The 23,841-nt window shown below is 30.4% G+C and carries 22 protein-coding genes and 2 riboswitches; of the genes, 6 read left to right on the top strand and 16 right to left on the bottom strand.

Going from position 1 to position 23,841, the window contains the following annotated elements; all coding sequences use genetic code 11:
* Positions 1 to 36 precede the first annotated feature (36 nt).
* The 5 genes from BSD9I1_RS04210 to sugE form a co-directional block, all read right to left on the bottom strand.
* Positions 37 to 1,797: a PAS domain-containing sensor histidine kinase gene (locus BSD9I1_RS04210; protein ID WP_186429268.1), complete on the bottom strand. Its 1,761-nt coding sequence runs from the start codon at positions 1,795 to 1,797 to the stop codon at positions 37 to 39.
* 149 nt (positions 1,798 to 1,946) lie between these two features.
* Positions 1,947 to 3,479 (bottom strand): cell wall metabolism sensor histidine kinase WalK, encoded by a 1,533-nt coding sequence (locus BSD9I1_RS04205; protein WP_186429267.1) that lies wholly within the window; start codon positions 3,477 to 3,479, stop codon positions 1,947 to 1,949.
* Positions 3,480 to 3,493: 14 nt separating this feature from the next.
* Complete coding sequence (locus BSD9I1_RS04200; RefSeq protein ID WP_186429266.1) at positions 3,494 to 4,198, bottom strand: response regulator transcription factor; 705 nt, start codon at positions 4,196 to 4,198, stop codon at positions 3,494 to 3,496.
* A 191-nt stretch (positions 4,199 to 4,389) separates the two neighbouring features.
* Positions 4,390 to 5,043 carry a hypothetical protein gene (locus BSD9I1_RS04195; RefSeq protein WP_186429265.1) on the bottom strand — a complete coding sequence of 218 codons (654 nt, stop codon included), beginning with the start codon at positions 5,041 to 5,043 and terminating at the stop codon, positions 4,390 to 4,392.
* A gap of 129 nt (positions 5,044 to 5,172) precedes the next feature.
* Entirely contained in the window at positions 5,173 to 5,493 is a 321-nt protein-coding gene (gene sugE / locus BSD9I1_RS04190) for a quaternary ammonium compound efflux SMR transporter SugE (RefSeq protein WP_035309926.1), read from the bottom strand.
* Positions 5,494 to 5,604: 111 nt separating this feature from the next.
* A riboswitch (guanidine-I (ykkC/yxkD leader) is annotated at positions 5,605 to 5,708 on the bottom strand.
* Between the two features lie 217 nt (positions 5,709 to 5,925).
* Between sugE and BSD9I1_RS04185 the strand changes: the two genes are divergently transcribed.
* Positions 5,926 to 7,089, top strand: coding sequence for an iron-containing alcohol dehydrogenase (locus BSD9I1_RS04185; RefSeq protein ID WP_186429264.1), 1,164 nt, complete (start codon positions 5,926 to 5,928; stop codon positions 7,087 to 7,089).
* Between the two features lie 152 nt (positions 7,090 to 7,241).
* On the opposite strand, the gene BSD9I1_RS04180 is transcribed toward BSD9I1_RS04185, so the two are convergent.
* From BSD9I1_RS04180 to ymfI, 3 genes are all read right to left on the bottom strand, one after another.
* Entirely contained in the window at positions 7,242 to 8,747 is a 1,506-nt protein-coding gene (locus BSD9I1_RS04180; RefSeq protein ID WP_186429263.1) for a phosphomannomutase/phosphoglucomutase, read from the bottom strand.
* 209 nt (positions 8,748 to 8,956) lie between these two features.
* Positions 8,957 to 9,343 (bottom strand): PfkB family carbohydrate kinase, encoded by a 387-nt coding sequence (locus BSD9I1_RS04175; RefSeq protein ID WP_278281154.1) that lies wholly within the window; start codon positions 9,341 to 9,343, stop codon positions 8,957 to 8,959.
* 27 nt (positions 9,344 to 9,370) lie between these two features.
* The gene (gene ymfI, locus BSD9I1_RS04170) at positions 9,371 to 10,117 is read right to left on the bottom strand and encodes an elongation factor P 5-aminopentanone reductase (RefSeq protein WP_186429262.1); all 747 of its coding nucleotides are present in this window, start codon (positions 10,115 to 10,117) and stop codon (positions 9,371 to 9,373) included.
* A gap of 334 nt (positions 10,118 to 10,451) precedes the next feature.
* Between ymfI and tpx the strand changes: the two genes are divergently transcribed.
* Positions 10,452 to 10,946, top strand: a complete 495-nt coding sequence (gene tpx / locus BSD9I1_RS04165; protein ID WP_186429261.1) for a thiol peroxidase — start codon at positions 10,452 to 10,454, stop codon at positions 10,944 to 10,946.
* A gap of 265 nt (positions 10,947 to 11,211) precedes the next feature.
* Here the strand turns inward: tpx and BSD9I1_RS04160 are convergent, their stop codons facing one another.
* Positions 11,212 to 11,457 carry a DUF3892 domain-containing protein gene (locus BSD9I1_RS04160; RefSeq protein WP_186429260.1) on the bottom strand — a complete coding sequence of 82 codons (246 nt, stop codon included), beginning with the start codon at positions 11,455 to 11,457 and terminating at the stop codon, positions 11,212 to 11,214.
* 303 nt (positions 11,458 to 11,760) lie between these two features.
* Here BSD9I1_RS04160 and BSD9I1_RS19080 point away from each other — a divergent pair, with 303 nt between their 5' ends.
* Positions 11,761 to 12,510, top strand: coding sequence for a hypothetical protein (locus tag BSD9I1_RS19080; RefSeq protein WP_186429259.1), 750 nt, complete (start codon positions 11,761 to 11,763; stop codon positions 12,508 to 12,510).
* A gap of 58 nt (positions 12,511 to 12,568) precedes the next feature.
* On the opposite strand, the gene trmB is transcribed toward BSD9I1_RS19080, so the two are convergent.
* From trmB to BSD9I1_RS04120, 7 genes are all read right to left on the bottom strand, one after another.
* Positions 12,569 to 13,201, bottom strand: a complete 633-nt coding sequence (gene trmB / locus BSD9I1_RS04150; protein WP_186429258.1) for a tRNA (guanosine(46)-N7)-methyltransferase TrmB — start codon at positions 13,199 to 13,201, stop codon at positions 12,569 to 12,571.
* Between the two features lie 40 nt (positions 13,202 to 13,241).
* On the bottom strand, positions 13,242 to 13,889 hold the full coding sequence (locus tag BSD9I1_RS04145) for a site-2 protease family protein (RefSeq protein ID WP_186429257.1): 648 nt from the start codon (positions 13,887 to 13,889) through the stop codon (positions 13,242 to 13,244).
* A gap of 186 nt (positions 13,890 to 14,075) precedes the next feature.
* Complete coding sequence (locus tag BSD9I1_RS04140) at positions 14,076 to 15,104, bottom strand: hypothetical protein (RefSeq protein ID WP_186429256.1); 1,029 nt, start codon at positions 15,102 to 15,104, stop codon at positions 14,076 to 14,078.
* Positions 15,105 to 15,117: 13 nt separating this feature from the next.
* The gene (locus tag BSD9I1_RS04135) at positions 15,118 to 16,122 is read right to left on the bottom strand and encodes a phosphodiester glycosidase family protein (protein ID WP_186429255.1); all 1,005 of its coding nucleotides are present in this window, start codon (positions 16,120 to 16,122) and stop codon (positions 15,118 to 15,120) included.
* 209 nt (positions 16,123 to 16,331) lie between these two features.
* On the bottom strand, positions 16,332 to 17,708 hold the full coding sequence (locus BSD9I1_RS04130; protein ID WP_035309887.1) for a PhoH family protein: 1,377 nt from the start codon (positions 17,706 to 17,708) through the stop codon (positions 16,332 to 16,334).
* Positions 17,709 to 17,934: 226 nt separating this feature from the next.
* The gene (gene brnQ / locus BSD9I1_RS04125; protein ID WP_242966404.1) at positions 17,935 to 19,257 is read right to left on the bottom strand and encodes a branched-chain amino acid transport system II carrier protein; all 1,323 of its coding nucleotides are present in this window, start codon (positions 19,255 to 19,257) and stop codon (positions 17,935 to 17,937) included.
* A gap of 300 nt (positions 19,258 to 19,557) precedes the next feature.
* Complete coding sequence (locus tag BSD9I1_RS04120; RefSeq protein ID WP_186429254.1) at positions 19,558 to 20,385, bottom strand: kinase; 828 nt, start codon at positions 20,383 to 20,385, stop codon at positions 19,558 to 19,560.
* 313 nt (positions 20,386 to 20,698) lie between these two features.
* Positions 20,699 to 20,870: riboswitch (cobalamin riboswitch) on the top strand.
* Positions 20,871 to 20,972: 102 nt separating this feature from the next.
* On the opposite strand from BSD9I1_RS04120, the gene BSD9I1_RS04115 reads away from it, so the two are divergent.
* From BSD9I1_RS04115 to BSD9I1_RS04105, 3 genes are read left to right on the top strand one after another with little or no spacing between them, the layout of a single operon-like run.
* On the top strand, positions 20,973 to 21,929 hold the full coding sequence (locus tag BSD9I1_RS04115; RefSeq protein WP_186429253.1) for an ABC transporter substrate-binding protein: 957 nt from the start codon (positions 20,973 to 20,975) through the stop codon (positions 21,927 to 21,929).
* A gap of 28 nt (positions 21,930 to 21,957) precedes the next feature.
* Positions 21,958 to 23,010 (top strand): iron ABC transporter permease, encoded by a 1,053-nt coding sequence (locus BSD9I1_RS04110; RefSeq protein WP_186429252.1) that lies wholly within the window; start codon positions 21,958 to 21,960, stop codon positions 23,008 to 23,010.
* Positions 23,010 to 23,831, top strand: coding sequence for an ABC transporter ATP-binding protein (locus BSD9I1_RS04105; protein ID WP_186429251.1), 822 nt, complete (start codon positions 23,010 to 23,012; stop codon positions 23,829 to 23,831). Before BSD9I1_RS04110 ends, BSD9I1_RS04105 begins: the two co-directional genes overlap by 1 nt.
* The last annotated feature ends 10 nt before the right edge of the window (positions 23,832 to 23,841 follow it).

Raw genomic sequence — 23,841 nt, 5'->3', positions numbered from 1 at the left:
AAAAATGTAAACTCTTATTAATAAAAGTGTAAATTTTTAATTAAAATAAATATCCGAAAATTCCAGACTTATCCTTTCAATATTTACGTCAGTATATTTCACTTCTGATTCTTCATTATTTATATTAGCTACAGGAATTTTAATAATAAACTCGCTTCCTTTCCCTAAATTACTTTTAACTCTGATGCTTCCTTCATGTATTTCTACTAAGGATTTTACAAGTGATAGCCCTATGCCGCTTCCTTCATTATTTCTTGATAATGATTTATCAACTTGAATAAATCTTTCAAATATATTTTTTTGCTTCTCCTCTGGTATGCCTATGCCATCATCCTTTACAGAAATCACAATATGGTTGTCCTCATTTTTAATACTTACTAATATATTTCCTTCTTTGTCCGTAAACTTAATTGCATTTGAAAGCAAATTAAGAATTATTCTTTCAATTTTATCCACATCCACTGCCATTATTTTTTCCTCAACATCAGTATCAAATATTATTGAAATTTCCTTAGACTTTGCATATTCAACTACAGATAATGTTATACTTTCTATGAGGTCTACTATATCAACATTTTGCATGATTAATTTACAGTATCCCGAATCTATTTTACTAATATCCAGTATATTATTTATTAATCTTGTTAACCTATAACAATTTTGTTTCATAGTGCAAATATATTTTTCCACAGTGCATTTATTTTTGCATTTATGCTCCTTTAAAATCATCTCAACAATTTGAATGGCACTAAATATGACATTCACAGGAGTTTTTAGCTCATGGGATATGTTTGAAAAGAACTCCGTCTTAACTTTATCGTATTCCACTATTTCATTTAATTGTTTAGTCTTCTCTTCTACTCTTATTTTAAGTTCTTCATTTTTCTTTTTTTCCGTTACATCTCTTACTACAATTAGAATAGCATCCTTATCTTCAAACTTGTATTTAATACAGTTACATTCCACATCTATTAAGTCACCATTTATTGTCACAAATTTTCTTTCAAGGCGTATAGTTTTATTTACTTTATTACTAGTAAGTTTACTGAATTTCTCTTGTGATATTTCATGATAATCCTTAGATAAAAATCTCCTATAATCCATGCCTATAAGCTGTTTTGGATTATCTACCCCTGCAAGTCTTGCGCCTGCCTTGTTAGAAAATATATTTTTCCCATTTTCATCTAATACATATATTGCTTCAGGCATAACATCTACAAGCCTTTTATACCTTTCTTCACTTTGCTTTAATCTTAACTCAGCTTCCTTCTGAGTTGTAATATTTCTGGCAACTATTAGTATTCCATTTCCACTCTTATCTTTATTAAAGAAAGGTACTTTTACTGTATCAAATATTTTAACACTGCCATCCTTTTGAGGTATGCTGTCCTCTTCCCTTAAAATACTTCTACTTTCCCAAGCTCGATTATGGCAATGATCAAAATAATTATATGTATCTTTTAAAAAGTTATTTACTTCACCAAGTTCTTTATTTGTCTTTCCCCTATAATTATTACCTAATTCTAAAATTTTTTCTGCTATATCATTAGCATATACCCATCTCCCTGAAGCATCTATATAACACACTGAATCTGGGATGGAACTTAAAATTATCTCCCCTGCATTTTTAATTTCCTTTAAAGCATTTTCACTCTGCTCTCTTTTCTCCCTCTCATGTTTCAATTTTTCTCTTAGATATCTAATTTCAATTTCCTTATCTATTAGTTGCTTTTTCAGCTCATCTATTTTATCTATATCCTTACCTTTTAAATCACTTTCCCCAAAGCAATCTTTCATATCTTCCCTGCCCCCTTAAAAAGTATTTCAAATAAATTATACCAAAAGTTTGTAATATTGTGTATTTTTATAATAAAAAAATAAGGCCATTGTGCCTCATTTTTCATAAATATGCGTTTATTACTTTATTTTTTAATTATTATGCTATGTTATTCAGCTTTATTATTTAAATATACTTTAAAAGTAATTGTATCGTCTTCGGAACTAGCATATATAGATCCTTTGTGAAGTTTAACAATATTTTTACATATGGCAAGTCCTAGTCCACTTCCTCCAGTAGACTGTGATCTGGATTTTTCCACCCTATAGAATCTATCAAAAATCTTATTTAGTTCATCCTTTGGAATATTATTGCCCTTATTACTTATATAAAAAACAACTTTTTTATCTTCTTCATACAAACCTACTCTTATTTCTCCAGGTTTATAGCTATATCTTATAGCATTTCCTAATAAGTTTTCAAAAACTCTTGCTATCTTTTCTCCATCTGCGTAGAGCCTAATATTTTCTTTTCTTATATCTTTTATTATCACTAAATTATTTTCTTCAAATACCGGAACAAATTCTTCTAAGAGCTGCTCTAATAATTCATTTAGTGATATTAAAGATATATTTAACTTTACTCCTTCTCCAGATAACTTAGTATATTCAAAGAGCTCATCTATTAACTTTTTTAGCTTAACAGATTTGTTATATGCAATCCCCGAATACTCCATTAGCTGATTTTCATCACTAAATTTCTTATCCTTTATCAAATTTAAATATCCAAGTATAGATGTTAAAGGTGTTCTTAAATCATGAGAAACATTAGTAATAAGTTCGCTTTTAGTTTTCTCTAATTCTCTCTCTACTTCTATTTTATTATTTAGCTCTTCAGCCATAAAATTTATATTTTGTGCAAGTACCGTTAATTCGTCTTCTCCTATTAAAGGTACCCTTTGCTTTAAATCTCCTTTAGACATACTCATTATAGTTGTTGCTATACTTTGCAAATACTGAACCCTTTTTCCTGTAATTATAAAAAACAACCCAATAAAAAACATAACTGCCCAAAGCAGAGCTATAAATGAATTTTGCCTATTTATTTCCTTACGAGTTATATCTCCAATAGGTACACCTTTTAATATTACATAAGACACTTCTCCATCTTTAAACTGCAGTGGATAAAAAGCTATAAACTCCCCTTTATAATTTTCATAGCCTTCGGTATTCATAGATTGATTAAACTTAATAGAATTTTTCAAGGCCATAGATATGTCTATGTAACTTTCTTCAGCATTAGAAGATTTATAAAGTATTTTTCCCTTTAGGTCAGATATAAGTATTTTTGTATTGTTGTTATTATGCTTATTTATTATATTTTCTATATCTTCTTTATCCTTAGAGCTTATCTGTTTATTATAAATCTCACTCACAATATAATAGGATTGATTTTGCATATCATGTATACTTCTTGAATAATCAATATCTGTGTAATAGCTTCTCTTTTGAAAAAACGAATTTCCCAGGAAAAACATCATTACAGAAGCAAAAAAACATATAGCAAATACAACTATAAGCTGCCATCTTAAGTTTTGATTTACCCTTCTTTCAACTTTTCTATAAGGTTTTTTTAAAGGTCTTAACATCAATCTAATGGGTGCAGTAAAGAATCTTACCAAACCATAAAATAACCGTTTCATATCTCACCTCTAAATTATATATTTTCTACTTTGTATCCTACACCCCATACAGTCTTTATGTATTTAGGATTTCTAGAATCATCCTCTAATTTTTCTCTAAGTTTTCTTATATGCACCATAACAGTATTATCTGATTTAAAGAATTCTTCCTTCCATACTCTTTCATATATTTTTTCATTACTGAAGATTATTCCTTTATTTCTTGCTAAAAGCTCTAATATCCCAAATTCCCTTGGAGTAAGCTTTACTTCTCTTTCTCCAACTTTAACTTGATGTGTATCTACATTTATACTAAGTTCATCTATTTCTATAATATTTTCACTAATTACACTAGAAATAGAACCATTAAACTTCTTATATCTTCTAAGCTGAGACTTTACTCTAGCTATAAGTTCTAACGGATTAAATGGCTTTCCTATATAATCATCTGCCCCTGCGGTAAGTCCCAATATCTTATCCATATCCTCAGTTTTTGCAGATAGCATAATTATGGGCATATTCTTTTCTTCTCTTATTTTCATACAAGCTTGTATTCCGTCCATTTGAGGCATCATTATATCTAATAATATAAGGTCAACATTAGTACTATTTAATACTTCTAATGCTCTTAATCCATTTTCTGCTTTAATAACTTCATATCCTTCATTTTGAAGATATATAGCTATAAGATTTGCTATTTCTATATCATCATCTACTATCAAAATAACTTCCTTTTCCATATTTAATCTCTCCCTCAATAATTTAACATATATATTTTAATACATTTATTTAATTTAATATAGTATTATGCTCAAATTATAGCTTAACATAAAAATCTTATTATTAAAGCCTCTTAAATCTTAACAGTTTCTTAAAAATAAAAAGGCATCCTAAATCATTAGGACGCTTCTTGTTTTTCTTATTATACTGCTTATTTATCCTGCTCAGTTTCATAAGACAATAAAATAAATCTTTCATTTCCATTTTCATTTATCTTTTTTATCTTAGCTATTTTTTTACCTTTAAGTTTTATAAATTTACTATCACCTTTTTTAAGTTCTTCAAAAATGCTCTTTAAATCTTCCTCAAATCCATTAACATTATAGATACTTAACTGAGCTAAATATTCTTCATTTCCCAAATCATATAGTTTATCTGTTTTCGAAATCGTTAGTTCCCCTTTGTTTGCTAAAAACACCTTATACTTATTATCTAAAATTTCATATTTACTTGTAGATTCATGCCTTGAAGCTTGTTTGCCAAAGAAATAACTTTCACTTTCTTTTACATACTTTGATTCAATAAGTGCACAACATCTTTCCTTAATAACAGTAAATTTATCAAAGGCATTTATAAAGTTATAATACACTGAGAAATTTATCATTTCTTCTTCTGTCAATTCATTTTCTTTAAAATCCTTTACGTTTGCTTCAGAAAAATAAGTAAAAAATGCATCCAAACTTTGTTGAATCTTTTCATCCATAACTACTTCTTTTTTTAAAGTAGTATTAGAAAATTTACTGCACCCATTAAGAAATAAAATTGCCACAACTAAAACCAAAAGATACTTTTTATTAAACTTCATATTTTCACTCCTACACATGCAAACTTTTATACTACTTTAAGAGTATATCATAATTATAAACTTTATTTCTTTATATTTTGTCATAATAATATATTTATCGAAGTGAAAAAATCTTTCTATAAACTTTAATTAATGAGGTGATACTAATTTTAGTCCAACAATCCCAACTACTATAAATCCAATACAAACTAATCGAGTGATGTCTATCGGTTCTTTAAACAATATTACTCCTAAAATCACAGTTCCAACGGTACCAATTCCAGTCCAAACTGCATATGCAGTTCCTAATGGAAGGTTTTTCAATGCTAATGATAAAAAGTATAAACTTGCTGCCATTCCTACTGCTGTGAATAAACTTGGCACTAATTTTGTAAATCCATGTGAATACTTCAGCCCTATGGCCCACCATACTTCAAAAACTCCTGCTATTACTAAAAAAATCCACTGCATAACTTTCCCCCTTAATAATTACTTATCAGTATAAAAATATTTATTCGCAAATACATTGCTAGCTCTCTTAAAAATCACTAAAATAAAAAAGCCAACGTAGATATTTGAAATACCTCCCAGGCTTTTATCCTTCCGTGTATACAGTTAAACTGTACGTTTTATCTCGGACCAGACCAGCTCTACTTTAAAGTTGCGGAACCCTATAAAACTTTTAAAATGTATGTACTTATATATCTTAATATAACAAAATTTCCTAACATAGTCAATATTTAAGTGCCACCCACATGGCAAGTGGCAAGTTAAAGCTTATAAAAAACATGCTGTATATAAATTTTTTATCAATCTAAATTTTACTTGCCACCTGTCACTTGAGTGGCGCTAAAAATGATATAATAAACTTTATATAGAAGTATAACTAAGGAGGCTAAAAACATGATTAATTTTAGTTATCAAAATGCTACAAAAATTATTTTTGGTAAAGATACAGAAAATGAAGTTGGAAATGAAACTAAAAAATATGGTAAAAAAGTTTTACTTCACTACGGTGGTGGAAGTATAAAAAAATCTGGTCTTTATGATAGAGTAATTAAATCTTTAAAGGATGCAGGCATAGAAATATTTGAACTTGGAGGAGTTAAGCCAAATCCTAGATTAAGTTTAGTACGTGCAGGCATAGAGCTTTGTCATAAAAATAATATAGACTTAATTTTAGCTGTTGGTGGAGGAAGTGTAATTGATTCTGCTAAAGCTATTGGAATAGGTACATCTTACGATGGAAATGTATGGGATTTTTATACAAGAAAAGCTGTAGTAAATTCTACTCTTCCTGTGGGAGTAATTTTAACTATACCTGCAGCTGGAAGTGAAGCTAGTACAGGTTCCGTTATAACAAATGAAGATGGCTGGTACAAAAGAGCTGTTGGAAGCGACCTTATGAGACCAGTATTTGCAATAATGAATCCTGAGCTTACTTATACTCTCCCACCATATCAAACTGCTGCTGGTGCTGCAGATATGATGGCACATATATTTGAAAGATATTTTACAAATGAACCTAATGTAGATTTAACAGATAGATTAAGCGAAGCTACTCTTAGAACTATAATTAAAAATGTTCCTATAGTACTAGAAAACCCTGAGAACTATGAAGCTCGTGCCGAAATCATGTGGGCAGGTACTATTGCACACAATGGAATACTTGGAACTGGAAGAGTTGAAGACTGGGGAACTCATGACATGGAACATGAAATAAGCGGAATTTATGACATCACTCATGGTGCAGGTCTTGCAATACTATTCCCTGCTTGGATGAAATATGTATATAAGCAGGATGTAAATAGATTTGCTCAATTTGCAAACAGAGTATGGGATGTAGAAATTGATACAAATAATCTTGAAGCTACTGCACTTGAAGGAATTGAAAGAACTAAAGATTTCTTTAAGAAAATAGGAATGCCCGTTTCTCTCACTGAAGCTAATGTGCCTTTAGATAGATTTGAAGAAATGGCTGCCAAGGGAACTGAAAATGGTCCACTTGGAAACTTTGTAAAGCTTCATAAAGAAGACATCGTAAACATATTTAACTTAGCTTTATAGAAAAGTGCCACCCACATGGCAAGTGGCAAGTTCTATAAAAAAAGACTACCTCAAACTTTTATTTTGAGGTAGTCTTTTTTAAAACATGAATTTTCCAAAATATTACTTGCCACTTGCCACTTGGGTGGCACTTTAGTGCAGTGGCTATAAAATTATAAATTTAGTTTGTTGTATTTTTTTAAAAACTCAGTAAGCTTAGCCATTATCTTTTCAACTCCGCCTTCTTCATCTGACTCTATATTTAAAGGCATAACAGGCTCGTGAAGGGATAATCTTAATAAAAACCATCCATTACCGTTTTTCTTATCACAATTTACTCTTACACCTTCAAAGTTATTAGGCTCCATATTCCATCCAGAAACACCTTCAACGTATTCCTTTATATCTTCTAAAACAGATAATCCATAATTTTTAAAGTCTTCACAGTTAATCTTAATTCTCTGTTCTACGCTTTCATAAGGCACTTCAAGGTCTGCAATTAAATCTGACAATGTCTTTCCGCCTTCATTTCTAAGCTTAGCCATTTTTATAAGTATTTTAGCCACTAGGTATGCTCCATCATCTAGGAAGTAATTTTCCTTTAATGCAGCATGACCTGAAGTTTCAATGGCAAGATGAGACTCTTTGCCTTCTTTATTAAATCTTATAGCTTCATTGATAACATTTTTATATCCTCTTTTAAATCTATGATGAACTCCGCCTTTAGCTTCTATGAACTTTTTAAGACCATTGCTTGTAACAGAATCTGTAACTACTATAGAACCTGGGTACTCTTCAAGAACAATTGCAGAGGATAGTGCAATAATTAAATTTCTATTTATTTCACTGCCTTTATTATCAACTATAGCTGCTCTATCCACATCTGTATCAAAAATAATTCCAAGATCAGCGTCATTTTTTAATGTAGCTTCTCTAATTGCTTCCATTGCCTTCTTGTTCTCAGGATTTGGTATGTGATTAGGAAAAGTTCCATCGGGCTCAAGAAATTGACTTCCTGAAATATCTGCTCCCAGTTTGCTTAAAATTCTTTCTACAAAAAATCCTCCAACTCCATTTCCTGCATCCACTACTATTTTAAAACCTTTAAGTGGTTTTAATTTATTTTTGTTATCATCTATGCCATCAATTATTTTATTTCTTAAAAACTCACTGTAAACTTCCATAAAATCAACAGTTATAACTTTCCCACTTAAGCTGGATTGTGGAAAATCACCCTGCTCTGCTATTTCAAGTAATTCAGTAACATCGCCGCTTTCAAATCCACCTTTATCTGTGAAAAATTTAAATCCATTATAGTAATATGGCAGATGACTTGCTGTGATTTCTATAGCTCCATCAAATTTATATCCCTCAAGCACTGTGGTCATGAACATTGCAGGAGTTGAACATATTCCGCAATCATATATAGTACATCCTAAAGTCTTAATTTCTGTCATTAATATTTCTTTTAATTTTTCACTGGTTATTCTAGAATCCATTCCTATGGATAGCTTTAATTCCTTTAAATCTTTATTCTTCTTTTTGGATATTAAAACTACAAATGCTTTTCCAATGCTTTTAACCATTTCTTCTGTAAGATTTACAGGTCTATCCTCATTTTCAACTGCTACCCCTCTAATATCCGTGCCGTTTTTCACATTAAGCCATATATTATCCATATAATAATCACTCCCATACTTTAAATATGCAACTTGCCACTTGCCACGTGGGTGGCACTGGTTTTTCTGGTTTTTCTTTATTTTACTACATATTATCTGAAATAAAAACTCACATTTACCAATGTGAGTTTTTATTTGGCTTAATTAACTTTTTCTATTTGTCTTTCTTTTATAAATTCCTTAACTTCTGAGAAATTAGGAAGTGATGGCTAAGTACCTATTTTAGTAACTGTTATTGCACGTACTGCACATGCATATTCTAAAGCCTTAGCATGTTCTACTCCATTAGATAAGGAATAGGCAAATGCACCTATAAATGAATCTCCAGTAGCTGTTGTATCAACTGGCTTAACTTTAAAGGATTCCTTAGATATTTCTTCGTTATCATTTATAAGTAATACTCCCTTAGATTCTAGAGTGATTATAACATTTTTACAACCTAAATCTAAAAGTTTTCTACCTGCTTCTCTAGCAGTTTTAATGGTATTTACTTCAATTCCAGTTAGTATTGCTGCTTCAGTTTCATTAGGAACTATATAATCAACTAACTTTACATACTCTTCTTTTAACTTTACAGCTGGTGCTGGATTTAAAATTATTTGTTAATATAATTTGTGTTAACATTATAACATTCCCCCATCTACAGTAATTATTTGACCTGTTATATATTTTGAGGAATTACTTGCTAAAAATACTGCAGTATTTCCTATATCTTCACATTCCCCAAATTTACACAATGGTATTTCTTCTACTAACCCTTCTTTTTCCTCATCTGAAAGCCAATTATTCATACAGGTATTTATAACCCCAGGAGATATGGCATTTACTCTTATACCGCTTGGTCCTAGTTCCTTTGCAAGTGCTTTTGTAAATGCATTAATTCCACCCTTTGATGCAGAATATATAACCTCACAAGATGCCCCTACATTTCCCCACATAGAAGATATGTTTATAATAGAACCTATTTGATTACTAACCATATGCGGCACTACTTGACGACAACAATTAAATATTCCCTTTAAATTAGTATTCATTATATCATCCCAATCATCTTCACTGCTATCCATAAATAAGTTAACTTTTGAAATACCAGCATTGTTTATAAGTACATCAATTTTACCATATTCCTTTATTATTTTATTTATATTTTCCTCACTATCTTTATAAGATCCAACATCCCAATTAAATATCCTTGCATAACATCCTAAAGCCTTTATTTCCTCCAATGTGGCTTTAGCTTCTTTATGATTACTTCTATAATTCAAAGCAAGAATTGCTCCTGCCTTAGCAAATTCTAAAGCTATTCCTTTTCCAATTCCTCTTGTTCCTCCAGTAATCAAAACTACTTTTCCATTTAAATTTAAATCCACCTTGTTCACCAATCCTTTTAAAATAATAATTAGTTTTACTTAATAAGATTTACTTATCCCAAGAAATCTCACGAGTTAAATTATTATCTATTATTTAAAAATCCATTACTTATTTTTATTATAAAGTATGAAAGTTCAATTTTAAAGTTAAACTAATATAAGTTATTTTCTTAAAGAGAATACTTTGATAAAAAAGTAATAAACTATTAACGTTGTGCTTATAAATTTATTAAAACATTTACCCATAAACATTTGATTTTCTCCAAACTTAGTGCTATTATATACTTAATAATAGCAATTATTACCTAATATTAATTAGCTGGGAGGTATTTAAATGAACATTAAATTTCAAAATAAACCTGTTACTCTTAAAGGAACTGAAGTAAAAGTTGGTGATTCTGCTCCTGATTTTACAGCTATTGATAATAACTTAACTCCTATATCATTAAAAGATACAAAGGGAGTTAGAATTCTCCTTACAGTACCATCTATAGATACTCCTACTTGTGACCTTGAAACACGAACTTTTAATAACAAGGCAACCTCTATTCCTAATGTAACTATATATACAATTTCTATGGATTTACCTTTTGCTCAGGCTAGATGGTGTGCAGCTCATGGAATTGAAAATGTAATTACATTATCCGATTATAAAGATAGAATGGTTGGCGAGAACTATGGTACTTATGTTGCAGAATTAGGACTTCTTACAAGAGCTGCTTTTGTTATAGATAGCAACAATAAGGTAGTTTATGTTGAATACGTTGAGGAAATAACTGAGCAGCCAAACCACGATAAGATATTAGAAGCTGCTAAGAACGCTAAGTAGAAAAAATACGACATTTTTAATGTTGAACACAAGTATGAGATTTGCATTGTAGAAAGCATTGAACAAGCAACTAGAAGCTCTGTATTTCTGACTTTAAAACACCGTTAAGAATTTTCTACTGTTTGAGCGACAGCGAGTTTAGAAAATTTAGTTGGTTTGAAGTCAGAAATATTAGAGCTTCTTTGCGCAGTGAACGACTTTTCTAAATGCAAATCTCATACGACCGGTTCAACATTAAAAATGTCGCAATGCTATCTATTAACTACTATTCTATATTTGGCAAATTCTTTAAATTATTGCTTTCATCATCATCTGGAAGACTTCTCAAATATTCTTCTCCCTTTCTTGATGTCGAAACAGACACACCTTTTATTCCACCTTCCTTTGCCATTGATATAGCTTGTTCTCTTGAAAGAATTTCTCCATTGTCTAATTTATAACTTACTATTTCATTATCGTCATCTTTTCCTACTGCTACTATGCTATTAGCTTGATTATTATCTTTATTCATAACTTACCACCTCCTTTTTATAGTATTTCCTGCCTTCCTAAAATTATTTAAGAATCCATTCTACAAGCTACTGATTTCAAAGTTTATTAATTTTTTTATGTTTTATGTTTATAAAAATAAAAAGTGGGTATAATTTCACTTGTATCCATCTAAAGTAAATTAGTCCGTATTGATTTTTAAGGAAATGCTCCAAAGAAATTGAGGTAAATGATTTGTAGCAAAATCAAAGACTTTTGTAAATTATTAAATTTATAAATTTCCTTAAATCATACAAATAAATTATTATAAGGTATAGGTGATTATATGAAATGTAAACCGAGTAAGTACATTAAGAGCATTTTAAAGACTTATATTATTTCAGCGCTTATTGTATCTATTTTCTTTGCATCAGGCTTCAACTTAGAAAATTTAAATGAACTTTTTATTAAAAGTAAATTATCATTAAATATTAAAAATGAAAATGTGACATGGCTATCATTAGGTGCCTACAAAAGAGTTTCTGATAGTTATAATTATGTAGTGACCCCATCAAAAGATGATGTAAAAAGAACTTCATCAAAACAACTATCAAGGGGAAATCAATCAGTAAGCTCATATCTCAATGCTCAAAATCAAGCTTCAGGAATTCCTACGTACTTTGCTTATCATGATGTAAACACAGCTAGATTACGTAAATACTTAGTAGGTAGAAACTCATTACTTGCAGAGGAACCTTATTTCTCTACTATATTATCTACTGCAGAAGAGTTTAATTTAAACCCGTTGATACTGTTCGCTATAACAGGTGTAGAGCAATCCTTTGTACCTAAAACTAATAAGCAGGCATATACAATAGCTAACAACCCATATAATGTATTTTATAGTTGGCAGCATTATAATACAAACATAAAAGATACTTCAAGAATTGCTGCTAGAACAGTTTTGAATTTATGTAAAAACAAGCCAGCAAACACAGATGCTTTTTATTGGGTAAATAAAAAATATGCTCAAAGCCAAAATTGGTCTAACGTTGTTAGTGCTTTATTTAAGGAACTTTTACTATATACAACATAAAGATAAACCCCAGAGCAAAAGCTCTGGGGTTATCATTTTATAAATTTTTTATACAAATCTATAGCCTTCCAATTAAAAACATAGTCTTCATGCCAAGCTGAGTGAATTTCTTTTCATATTCAGTCATTATATTTTTATCAAAGTCAGATTCATGTAAATCATAAGTTAAATAATTAATTGAAAATCCACTTTCTTTAAAGTACTCCTGTGAAGCATTAAATAAATCTGTGTCATCAGTTTTAAACCAAATTTCACTTCCTGCTTTAAGGAAGTTTTTATATTCCGCCAAAAACCTATTATGAGTAAGTCTTCTTTTATTATGTCTTTCCTTAGGCCATGGATTACAAAAGTTTATATATATCTTTTCAATTTCATCCTTATCAAATACTTCACTTATAAACATTATATTTAGGGGAACTATTCTTACGTTTGTAATCTCTAGTTCTTCAATTCTCTTTAAAACATATATAAGCACTTCATCCTTTAAATCTACAGCAACATAATTTATATCTGGGTTTTGTACTGCCTTTTGAGCAATAAATCCTCCCCTACCGCAGCCTAATTCCAAATGCACAGGATTATCATTTTTAAATTCTTCTTTCCACTTTCCCTTATACTCACGTGGATTTGTTATTACTAAAGGTGATGCTTCCATTTCTGGACGTGCCCACCACTTTTTTCTAAGTCTCATACTGTTACCTCCAAACTATAAATCATAATACATTTATATTCTACAAATTAAACATAGTCATTATAAGCCCATATATCATACCTGCTGGCCCTGAAACCAATATTCTTGAGATAGGAGTCATTATAAATAATAAGAATATTACAAACTGATATCTATATAATACATCTGAATATTTATAAAATACTGATGGCCAAATATCCCTTATAACATGAAAACCATCTAGTCCTGGTATTGGTATTAAATTAAATATTGCCAATATACAATTTATATATACAGATGTATTAAATATTCTAATCAATATATATAACACATTCCTACTGCTTATGGGAAATACATCCCCAATCTTGTAAATTAAAAACATTGCAGCTGCTGATATAACTGCTGCTAAAATATTTGCTAAAGGTCCTGCTATAGAAACTTTTAAATCATCCTTATAATAATTCTTAAAAGCCCTTGGGTTCACTTCTACAGGTTTTGCCCACCCAATACCTGCTATAAGTATGGCTATAAATCCTATAGGATCTATATGCGCTATTGGATTTAAAGTAAGTCTTCCTTGAAACTTAGGGGTTTTGTCCCCCAATTTATCTGCTACATATGCATGAGCGTATTCATGAAATGTAAATGCTATAAGTATAGCTGGTATCATTAATATTTTACTCATTAAATCTATGCCCAAAGTCGTCATCCTTTCCTTTATAATTTATAAAAATCTATGTTCTCCTTATAAATTACCATATTTCAATTTATATATTTATTGTCTTAATTTTATATTATATCATAAAGAAACCTATCTGAATAAATAAATAAATTCCGGAAAGATCCGGAATTTATTTATTAGATAATTAATGTCCATTAATGACTACAAAAAATTTTATTTCAACTCAGTTTTTTGAAGCTTTCCTTCACTAATAGATGCAACCCCATCATCATATATTTGAAGGAATGTACCTTTATACGCCGTTTGTTTTCCTGTAGATGCTTCTTTTATTATACCCTTCAAATTGTCATTTAAAAATATTTGTCCTTTTTTAGATATATATATATCATCTTTGTCAATCGGTTCAGTAAGCTCAACAGTTTTCCATTCAGATGTAGGTTTTTCTATGTTTCCATAGTACACTTTAACTATATTTCCATTTTCCTCTGAGCCTATATATATATTATCTTCTTCATCCACTCCTAAAAGCTTCGGTACCTGTACTCCATCAACTTTAATGGAATTATTTACATTTGTAGCATATATTCTATTATATGTTTTTCCCTCATATAAAAGCTTATCTTCGTGATTTAATGTACGTATTTCCCCTATGAAGTAATCATTAGTATATAGTTGCTTCATATTCTTCATTATATTTATCCAATAAAGACTGCTTCTTCCGCTTCCTCTTGATACTTTAATGTGTATAACATTAGTAAGAGTAGATGCTTCAATGGATTCTACCTCTGACTGTGTATCCGCCCAGGTAAGATCTTTCACCTCTTCTTTAGTATCTTTGTCTATATCATAATATGAAAGTCTAAGTGCCATTCCATTTTGAGTAGAATGCTTTTCTGCTATAAGCATTCTGTTTCTATCCGAAAGCCACTTATAATACGATACCTTAACTCCTTCTTCAAAATATATATCTTTTTTTTCACCTGTTTTAGTACTTACAACTTTTAAAATATCTTCCTCATAGTAAGCCGCGTACTTACCATCAAAAGACATATTAATATTTTCAGCATTTTCCGGTATAGCTACCTCTGCATCCTTCTTCTTATTATTTGATTTATCCTCTATTTTTTTTACCTTTACAGGTGCATTGTTAGATAAATAAATATTATCTATATAAAACAATCCTGCGAATTGAACTATGAGTGAAATCATTATCCACCCTATTATTCTCTTTAAAGCGCTCATAAAATCTTCCTTTCTAAGGTGTAACATATATGATAGAAGGAACTGATCTTTCTCCTAATGGATCACAAGGATTATTTATTACTTCTTCATCATAATACATAGTAGAAGAAGAACCTCCATCTAAATTAGTAGCATTATAAGCTCCATATTCTAACATAATATCTTGTACATCTCTTAAAGTAGCTCCTATACTAGAAACTTGCCTTCCATCAATTACTAAGAGCAGTATTGCTCCATCTTTTCTTTGTCCAATTGCTGTTCTCGGAGCAATTCCCCATCCTCCATCACCATTTTTAATAGTAGGTTGTCCATTTACTACTAGTGCTGGTCCAAAGGTCATTGCCTCTGTTACCTTTAATTGTTCTAATTCATTTAAAGTATATTTTCCAACTAATAGTACTCCCTTAGAAGTAATAGCTACTGTGTCATTTTTGGCGTCACGATTACTAATATCATTATGAATCATTTTTCCATTGCTCATTAAAAGTCCTACAGGCTGTCCACCAGTTCCTGTCCAATTTCCATCATTACTTTGATCCACAAATCCCCCGCCATTTATAGCTGCAACTGCATTGTTAGCCTTTGCTATCTGACTTGTTAGTTCTCCTGACTTACCAATTTTGCTGCTATATCCAACCTTTACCCTAGTAGGATCATGAATAACAAGCATGGATCCATTAAATTTCTTACCTTCTATATCATATCTGTCTATATTTGAGTCATGGTTATTTTCAAATTCTAAGTCTTGTACATCTTCATTTTGATTTATTTCTTCTATTACATCATCTTTTAAAATATCCTTAATCTTTTGATCTGATAGAAAAGTGGTAGCTATATATTGATGAGTTAGAGTGCTCATAGCTGCCCCTACTATAGTCTTTTTTACATTATTAAACGGTCCGTAAAACACTATAAAAGGTCCTGTTGCTGCTGAAAATGCAAATTCAAAAAGTAGGAACAAGAAAAATATCCTAAATGAAAGCTTTTTTTTCTTCCTCACCTTTTTCTTTTTTCCCATACGCTTATCGTTCCTTTCTTAATAAATACATACATTTTTTATTGTACAATAAATTTTGATATTTTTAAATAGAAATTAATGCATTTATTTATTATTTAATGGTAAAAGTAGTTTTCAAGCTACTTAAATACGATATTTAAATTATGTAATTTTAAAAAGGCTGCAATTTACAGCCTTTTTAAACAACCTAAATAGGATGTTAGTTATAACTAAAGCCTCTTAGCCGCCTCATATGCGAGTGGTGACCTTTCACATTCATCATGCTTTAAAGTAACTTGATAGCAAAGCTCGCTTCCTTTCATATTTTCTGAAGCATAGCATAATCCATTAGATCTTGAGTCTAAGAATGGTTGGTCTATTTGTTCAGGATCTCCTATTAATATAAGCTTGGTGCCTTCTCCAACACGAGTTATAATAGATTTCACCTGTTTAGGGGTTAGGTTTTGCGCCTCATCAATGATCATCCAATTCTTAACTATAGATCTACCTCTTAAATATGCGACAGCTTCTGTTGTAATTATTCTTCTATCAAATAGCTCTCTTATTTTATCAGTAAGCTCACTTTCATTTTTATATCTTTCTTTTTCATTTGAATCCACTAATATCTCTAAATTGTCAAATATAGGTCTCATGAAAGGTGATATTTTTTCTTGTTCTGTTCCTGGTAAGAATCCAATTTCTTCATCCATGGTAACATTAGGCCTACAAACTAGTACTCTCCTGTATTGCTTTGTTTGTTCCTCGATTACCTTATCAAGTCCTACAGCTAAGGAAAATAGTGTCTTTGCTGTACCTGCAGGTCCCTTCACTATAACCAGTGGAGCCTTATCTGCATCAGTGTATAGTGCTTCTAACATAAATCTTTGACCTAAATTTCTTGGTACTATTCCAAGAGGTGTTTTATCTTTATAATATAACGGAACTATAGATTTTCCATTATATCTTCCTACCGCAGATTGTCTTGGATTTTCTAGTGAATGTATCAGTATAAACTGATTATTATAAAGACAAGGTTCAACATACTCATTTGTTTCCTTTCTATAATAAAAAACATCCTTTATATCTAGGATTTTTTTTGCATAAAAATCATCTATTTTTAATGAAGATGCATATAACTCTATTCTTCCAGTGTATTGGTTGTCATTTTCTGGAACTACCTTTTCGTGAAAATCTTCTACATCTATATTGGCAGAGTCTGCCTTTATTCTTTCAAATATATCTTTTGTAATTAAACATACATCTTCTCCAGCTTCCTGTAATCCCTTACACACCTGTAATATTCTATTATCTGGCTTAGTTTTATCCCAGGTTGGAGGAATTATAGCATCCTGGTGATTCATTTCCACCCTAAGGTTTCCTCCTCCGGGAAGTACTACTCCCTTATTTAAATTCCCCTCTATTCTAAGTTTATCTAAAATTCTCGAAGCATGACGAGCATTTGCACCTAAGTCATTTTTATCTTTTTTAAATGCATCTAACTCTTCAAGAACCACTTCTGGTATAACTACATCATTCTCGCCAAAGGAAAATATTGCTCCAGGAGAATACAATATTACATTGGTGTCCAACACATAGGTTTTTTTCAAAAAGCATTCCTCCCATTACTTATTAATACATAATATGCAAGAGGAATGTAATAATTTCCTTAAACATTATTAAAATTAAAAACCCACGGAATATTCCGTGGGTTTTTAATTGCAGCTCCTAGAGGAATTGAGTCCACGACTCCACCTTGAGAGGGTGATGACTTGACCACTTGACAAAAATCCAAATCCCTTTAAAATTTCGTTATAATATTAATTAAGTTTAAAATCAGGATTCTTGACCGATTTCCTTTAACAAGGATGGTGCCTTTTTACTTCTACCATATAAACTTCCTAGTATAGCACCTAACGCACATGGTATTATCCATCCAAATCCTTGAGTAGACATTGGCAATTTATTTATGTAATCAGTAACGTAAGGTATATTTATATTTAAAGTATTAAGGGAATTTACAAGACTTATAATTAAAGTTGTATAAACTGCACCTTTATAAATGTATGTATCTTCAATGTAATTATTAAATAAGTTCATAATTATTAAAACTATTACTACAGGATATGCAGTAACTAGCACTGGTACAGCAAAATTAATTATAGTTTCCACTCCATAGTTTGAAATAAATGCGCTAAATATGCATATTAAAGTAACTACTAATTTATAGTTTAATTTGCCGTTAGTAAGATTACTGAAATAATTTCCAGCTGTTGCAGTAAGTCCTATTGCAGTAGTTAAACATGCTATTGAAATTGCTGCTCCAAAAATTATTTTACTTGACGGTCCAAGTATGTTAGATGTTACTCCTATAAGAAGAGCTGTTCTTGAAATATCCTTATCAAATATCCCACTTGCAGTAGCTCCAATATATAAAAGCCCACCATATACAATGGCTAAACATACTGCTGAAACTATACCTGATTTTATTGTTATAGAAACTTGCTCTTTTTTATTTTTATACCCTTTAACTATTAAATCTCCTACTACCATTTGGGCCATTATTATAGATCCTAGCGCATCCATAGTTTGATATCCTTCAGTAAATCCTCTTGAAAAAGGCATTACTATATCATTACTCAATGCTTCACCCATCGGAAAGAAAATACCTTTTACTATTATAATTAAAAGTGATATAAGTAAAACTGGTGTTAGTATCGATCCTACTCTGTCCACTACATTACTTTCATTTAATGTTAAAATAAGTGTTATTGCAAAGAAAACTATGGATACTACTATAGGATTTGCATTTGGAAACATAGGTTGAACTCCTAATTCAAAAGTGGATGCTCCTGTTCTTGGAATACAAAATAATGGTCCAATAGACAGCATTATTATTGAGCAAAGAAACTTGCCAAATTTATTTCCTACTTTATTTGTAAATTTTTCTGTACTTCCCCCACATAAAGCCACTGCTATTATTCCTAATAGCGGCAAACTTATACAAGTAAGTAAAAAACCTATCATAGTAAATATCCACTTGTCTCCTGATATAAATCCAAGTGTTGGTGGAAATATTAAATTACCCGCTCCAAAAAACATAGAAAACAGTGCAAAACCTGTGATAATTATGTTTTTAGTATTTTTATTAATATTCATAAAAAGCCCCCCTGTTTTGAAATAAAAAAACCTCTCATCCAAACAAGGTACGAAAGGCATATTCCTGTTTTGTGGTATTTATTACCGCGAAACTTTTGTATATTTGTATAAAGTTTATACCGTCTAAATTTATACTATTTTATAGAAAAAGCACTCATTAAGCAAATATAAAACTTTTGTTAAGACAAATTTACCTTTACTTATATGAAACTTACTGCCCTTTTCTTCTTTTTTCTACATTCTTCTTGCTTCCATATGTAATCTTTTACACCAAGTAATTTTATATGTATTTAAATAGCTTTATAATTTAATAGTTTTAAGTGAATATGTTTTATAATTTTTAAGCTTATCCTTATATTTTGATAAAATACTTAAATTTACGTCCTTTTCATATATTATTCCTAGAGCATCTCCACTATGAGCTCCAATTATTCCATATCCATTTAATTCGTCACATATATTAAGTATAGTAGGAAGTATCTCATAGGACAGTCTTTTTTCATTTCTTATAATGCTTTGAGTAGAACAATGAGCAATTTTTTTTATATCGCGAGACTTAATTCCATCCTTTAAAATTGGAATCAAATCATCTATATTGCTAAGAGAAGGCAATTTTTTATTGTTAAACTCAATAGTATTTATTGTTTTATTTCCCTCAAATACCAATATATCAAACTCCAAATATTTTCCTAGCTCCTCAGTATACATTCCATTTTTATAGTCAAATATACAAAGTTCTTTAAATATTATGCTATCTGTAGGCTCTATGGCTATACAATTTCTAACAAGCTCTTCCTGATTAAAAGGCTTTTTAAATAATTTAATTAGGGAGTGATAAAGTGCGCATAAATCTGCTGTACTGCTAGCAAATCCTTTTCCTCTTGTTATAGAGGATTTAATAAGAATATCTAGAGTATGTATATATTGCTCCTCTCCCCATTCTACAAGTATATTATTTAAAAACTTAGAGGATTTGCTATATCTATTTTTAACATGTGGAGATTCACTTTCCCATACTTTTACTTCGGTGAAAAGATTTATAGGACATGAACATAATACATCTATTCCATTATATCTTCCTTGAACTATTTCTCCAATACTGCCTGGATAAATGGTTGTCGCTTCCATAATATATACTCCTTTTACTAGTCATCAATTTTAAGTTACCAGAACTTCAAAATGCGAGTTTTTAATTAATGTTAATTTTATCAACGTAAAAAAATAAATGCAAGTACACATCTCAATTTAAATTAATAATTATCAAAAAACTTTCTATGAAAACATATTCATGAATTTAATTCTGTTATCTTGACATATAATATTATAAATGTTAAACTCAATTCGGGTTATAATAAAATTAAATTTATATGGAAATACTACATAAAACAAAGTCAAAATTGTAGGCTTTACATAACTTTTAGTCATATATTATAATATAATTTAATACATAAAATTTATAGGTTCCAAATGGATTAAATGGGAAAGAAGTTAAATACTTCTGCGGTCCCGCCACTGTAAAGATGAGTATATTAGCATTATGCCACTCAATCGGGGAAGGCGTTAATATGCAATGAATCTAAGCCAGGATACCTGCCTGTAAACACAGCTCATTTAGCTTACGTGGATAAGCTAATGGTAGTCCTGTAAAAGAACTCCATTATCTTAATAAGATAATGGCTTTTTATTTATACATATCATTAAGGAGGAACTTTTAAATGTACACTAAGTTCAAAAAATTATCCGCAATAATTTTAACTCTTATTTTAGCATTTTCCTTTGTTGGCTGTGGAAATAATAAAAATGCCACAAAAGATAATCAAGAAAACGCTACTATAGAAAAAAAAGAGAACACTAAATATCCTTTAACTATTAAAGATTCATCTGGAAGAGACATAACTATAGATAAAGAGCCACAAAAGATAATATCTGTAGGTCCAAATATTACTGAAACAATATACTATCTAGGAAAAATGAATAAATTAATAGGGAGAACAGATTTCTGTGACTTTCCTAAAGAAGTAAAAGATGTGCAATCCATAGGTACACTCCAACAACCTAATATAGAAAAAATTGTAGACTTAAAACCTGATTTAGTTATAGGATCAACTCACTTTCCAAAGGAAATGCTAGAAAAACTTGAATCTTTAGGGGTAAAGGTAGTAGTTCTTTATGGAAAGGAAGATTTCGAAGGCGCTTATAATACTATTGAAAAATTAGGTGAAGTTTTAAATGCTAATGATAAAGCCTTTGAAGTAATAAACAATATGAAGAAAAAAGTTGAAGATGTTAAAGCCAAGGTTGCAGGAAAAGAAACTCCATCAGTTTACTACGTTATAGATTTTGGACCATATGGAGATTTTACTGCTGGATCAGATACATTCATAGATAAAATGATAACTATGGCTGGTGGTAACAATATAGCTAAGGATGCTGTTAACTGGAAATATAGTGTAGAAAAAGTATTAGAAAAAAATCCAGATATGGTTATATGTCCCGTATATTTCGATTACAAGAAAAGACTTCAAGAAGCTAAAGGCTATAAAGATTTAGATGCTATTAAAAAAGGAAATTTATTTGAAATAGATAATAACATGCTTGATAGACAGGGACCAAGACTAGCTGATGGACTTGAAGCTATGGCAAAAATTGTTCACCCTGAAGCGTTTAAATAGTCTTTAATTACCTAATGGGGGGATTTTAATGTCTATTGACAAAAAAAGAATCTACTATAGAACATTACTTTTAGTAACTATAGCTATTTTATTGGTGCTAATAATACTATCTAGCACTTTAGGTGTCGCTAATATAACTTTTATTCAAACCATGAAAATACTTTTATCTAAAATCCCTTTTATTGGTGCCTTTATAGATTTAAGTAATGTATCAAATACTCAGATTCTTATTATAACAAATATAAGACTTCCAAGGATATTTATGGCTGCACTTATAGGTGCGGGGCTATCCGTGGTAGGAGCTTCATTTCAAGCTATATTTAAGAATCCTATGGCAGATCCCTATGTCCTTGGAATTTCCTCAGGAGCAGCATTGGGAGCCGCTATCGCAATAGTTATGGGGCTTCAAGTTATGTTTCTAGGAATGAACCTTGTAACTGTGTTTGCCTTTTTCGGCGCTATACTTACTACTATAATAGTGTATAGTATAGCTAAAACTGGTACAAAGATTCCAACAAATGTACTGCTGCTGGCTGGAGTATCTGTGAGCTTTTTATTATCTTCTTTAATTTCACTCATAATGATATTTAATAGAGAGCAAGTAGAACAAATAGTATTTTGGACTATGGGAAGCATAGCTTCAGCCAACTGGAAACAGGTATTGTCATTACTGCCTTTTATAATACTTGGATGTATTTTAATGATTATATATGCACGTGATTTGAATATAATGCTTACAGGTGATGAGACAGCTTCAAGCCTTGGCGTAGATGTTGATAAAGTTAAGAAAATATTACTTGTAATATCATCTATAATTGTAGCTGCCTGTGTTTCTGTAAGTGGAATAATAGGCTTTGTAGGTCTTATTATTCCTCATATGCTAAGATTACTTGTAGGTCCAGATCATAGAACCCTTCTTCCCTTTTCAGCTATAGGTGGCGCTATATTTATGATAATAGCTGATACTTTAGCCAGGATTTTAGTGCCACCTGCTGAAATTCCTGTGGGAGCCATAACCTCTGTATTTGGAGCTCCTTATTTTATATATTTATTAATAAAAAATAAAAAGAAGGTGACTTAATGCCTACTGAAAACTGTTTTTCTCTTATTGTAAAAGATTTAAATTATGGATACGGAAATAAGAATATACTTCATAATATAAATTTAGAATTTACTAAAGGAAAATTTTATACTATTTTAGGACCTAATGGATCTGGTAAGACAACGCTTTTAAAAAACATATCTAGGGCCGTTCCCGTGAGTAATAAAAAAGTATATATAGATAATAATGATATTAATTCACTTTCAAGTAAGGATTTAGCTCAAAATTTAGCTTCCGTTCCTCAAAACACAAATATCGATTTTGAATTCACTGCATTAGATATAGTTATGATGGGACGTGCTCCTTACCTTAAAAGATTTCAGAATGAACAAGAGAGAGATTTTAAAATAGTTGAAGACTGTATGAAAATGACAAATACTTGGGAGCTTAAAGATAAAAATATAAATGAATTAAGCGGCGGAGAAAGACAAAGAGTTATAATTGCTAGAGCACTAGCTCAAGATACGGATATACTTCTTTTAGATGAACCAATATCAAACTTAGATATACAGCATCAAATTGAAATACTAGACACTATAAAGTTCTTAAGTAAAGATATTACGGTTATAACTATACTTCACGATCTCAACTTAGCAGCAGAATACAGCGATTCGTTAATATTATTAAAAGATGGATACATCAAAGCCCATGGCTCTGTGGAAACTGTATTTACGGAAAAAAATCTTGAAGAAGTTTATAATATGCATGTATGTCTTATAAAAAATCCAATCACAGGAAAACCTCATGTGTTGCCTGTAAGTAAAAATATCGCTAAGCAACATAAAGCAGCAAACAGCTAGCAAGAAAAAA

It is taken from the genome of Clostridium sp. BSD9I1, from assembly GCF_900185645.1.
In the GTDB taxonomy this organism is placed as follows: domain Bacteria; phylum Bacillota; class Clostridia; order Clostridiales; family Clostridiaceae; genus Clostridium_AK.
This window is presented reverse-complemented; position numbering and strand designations above follow the sequence as displayed.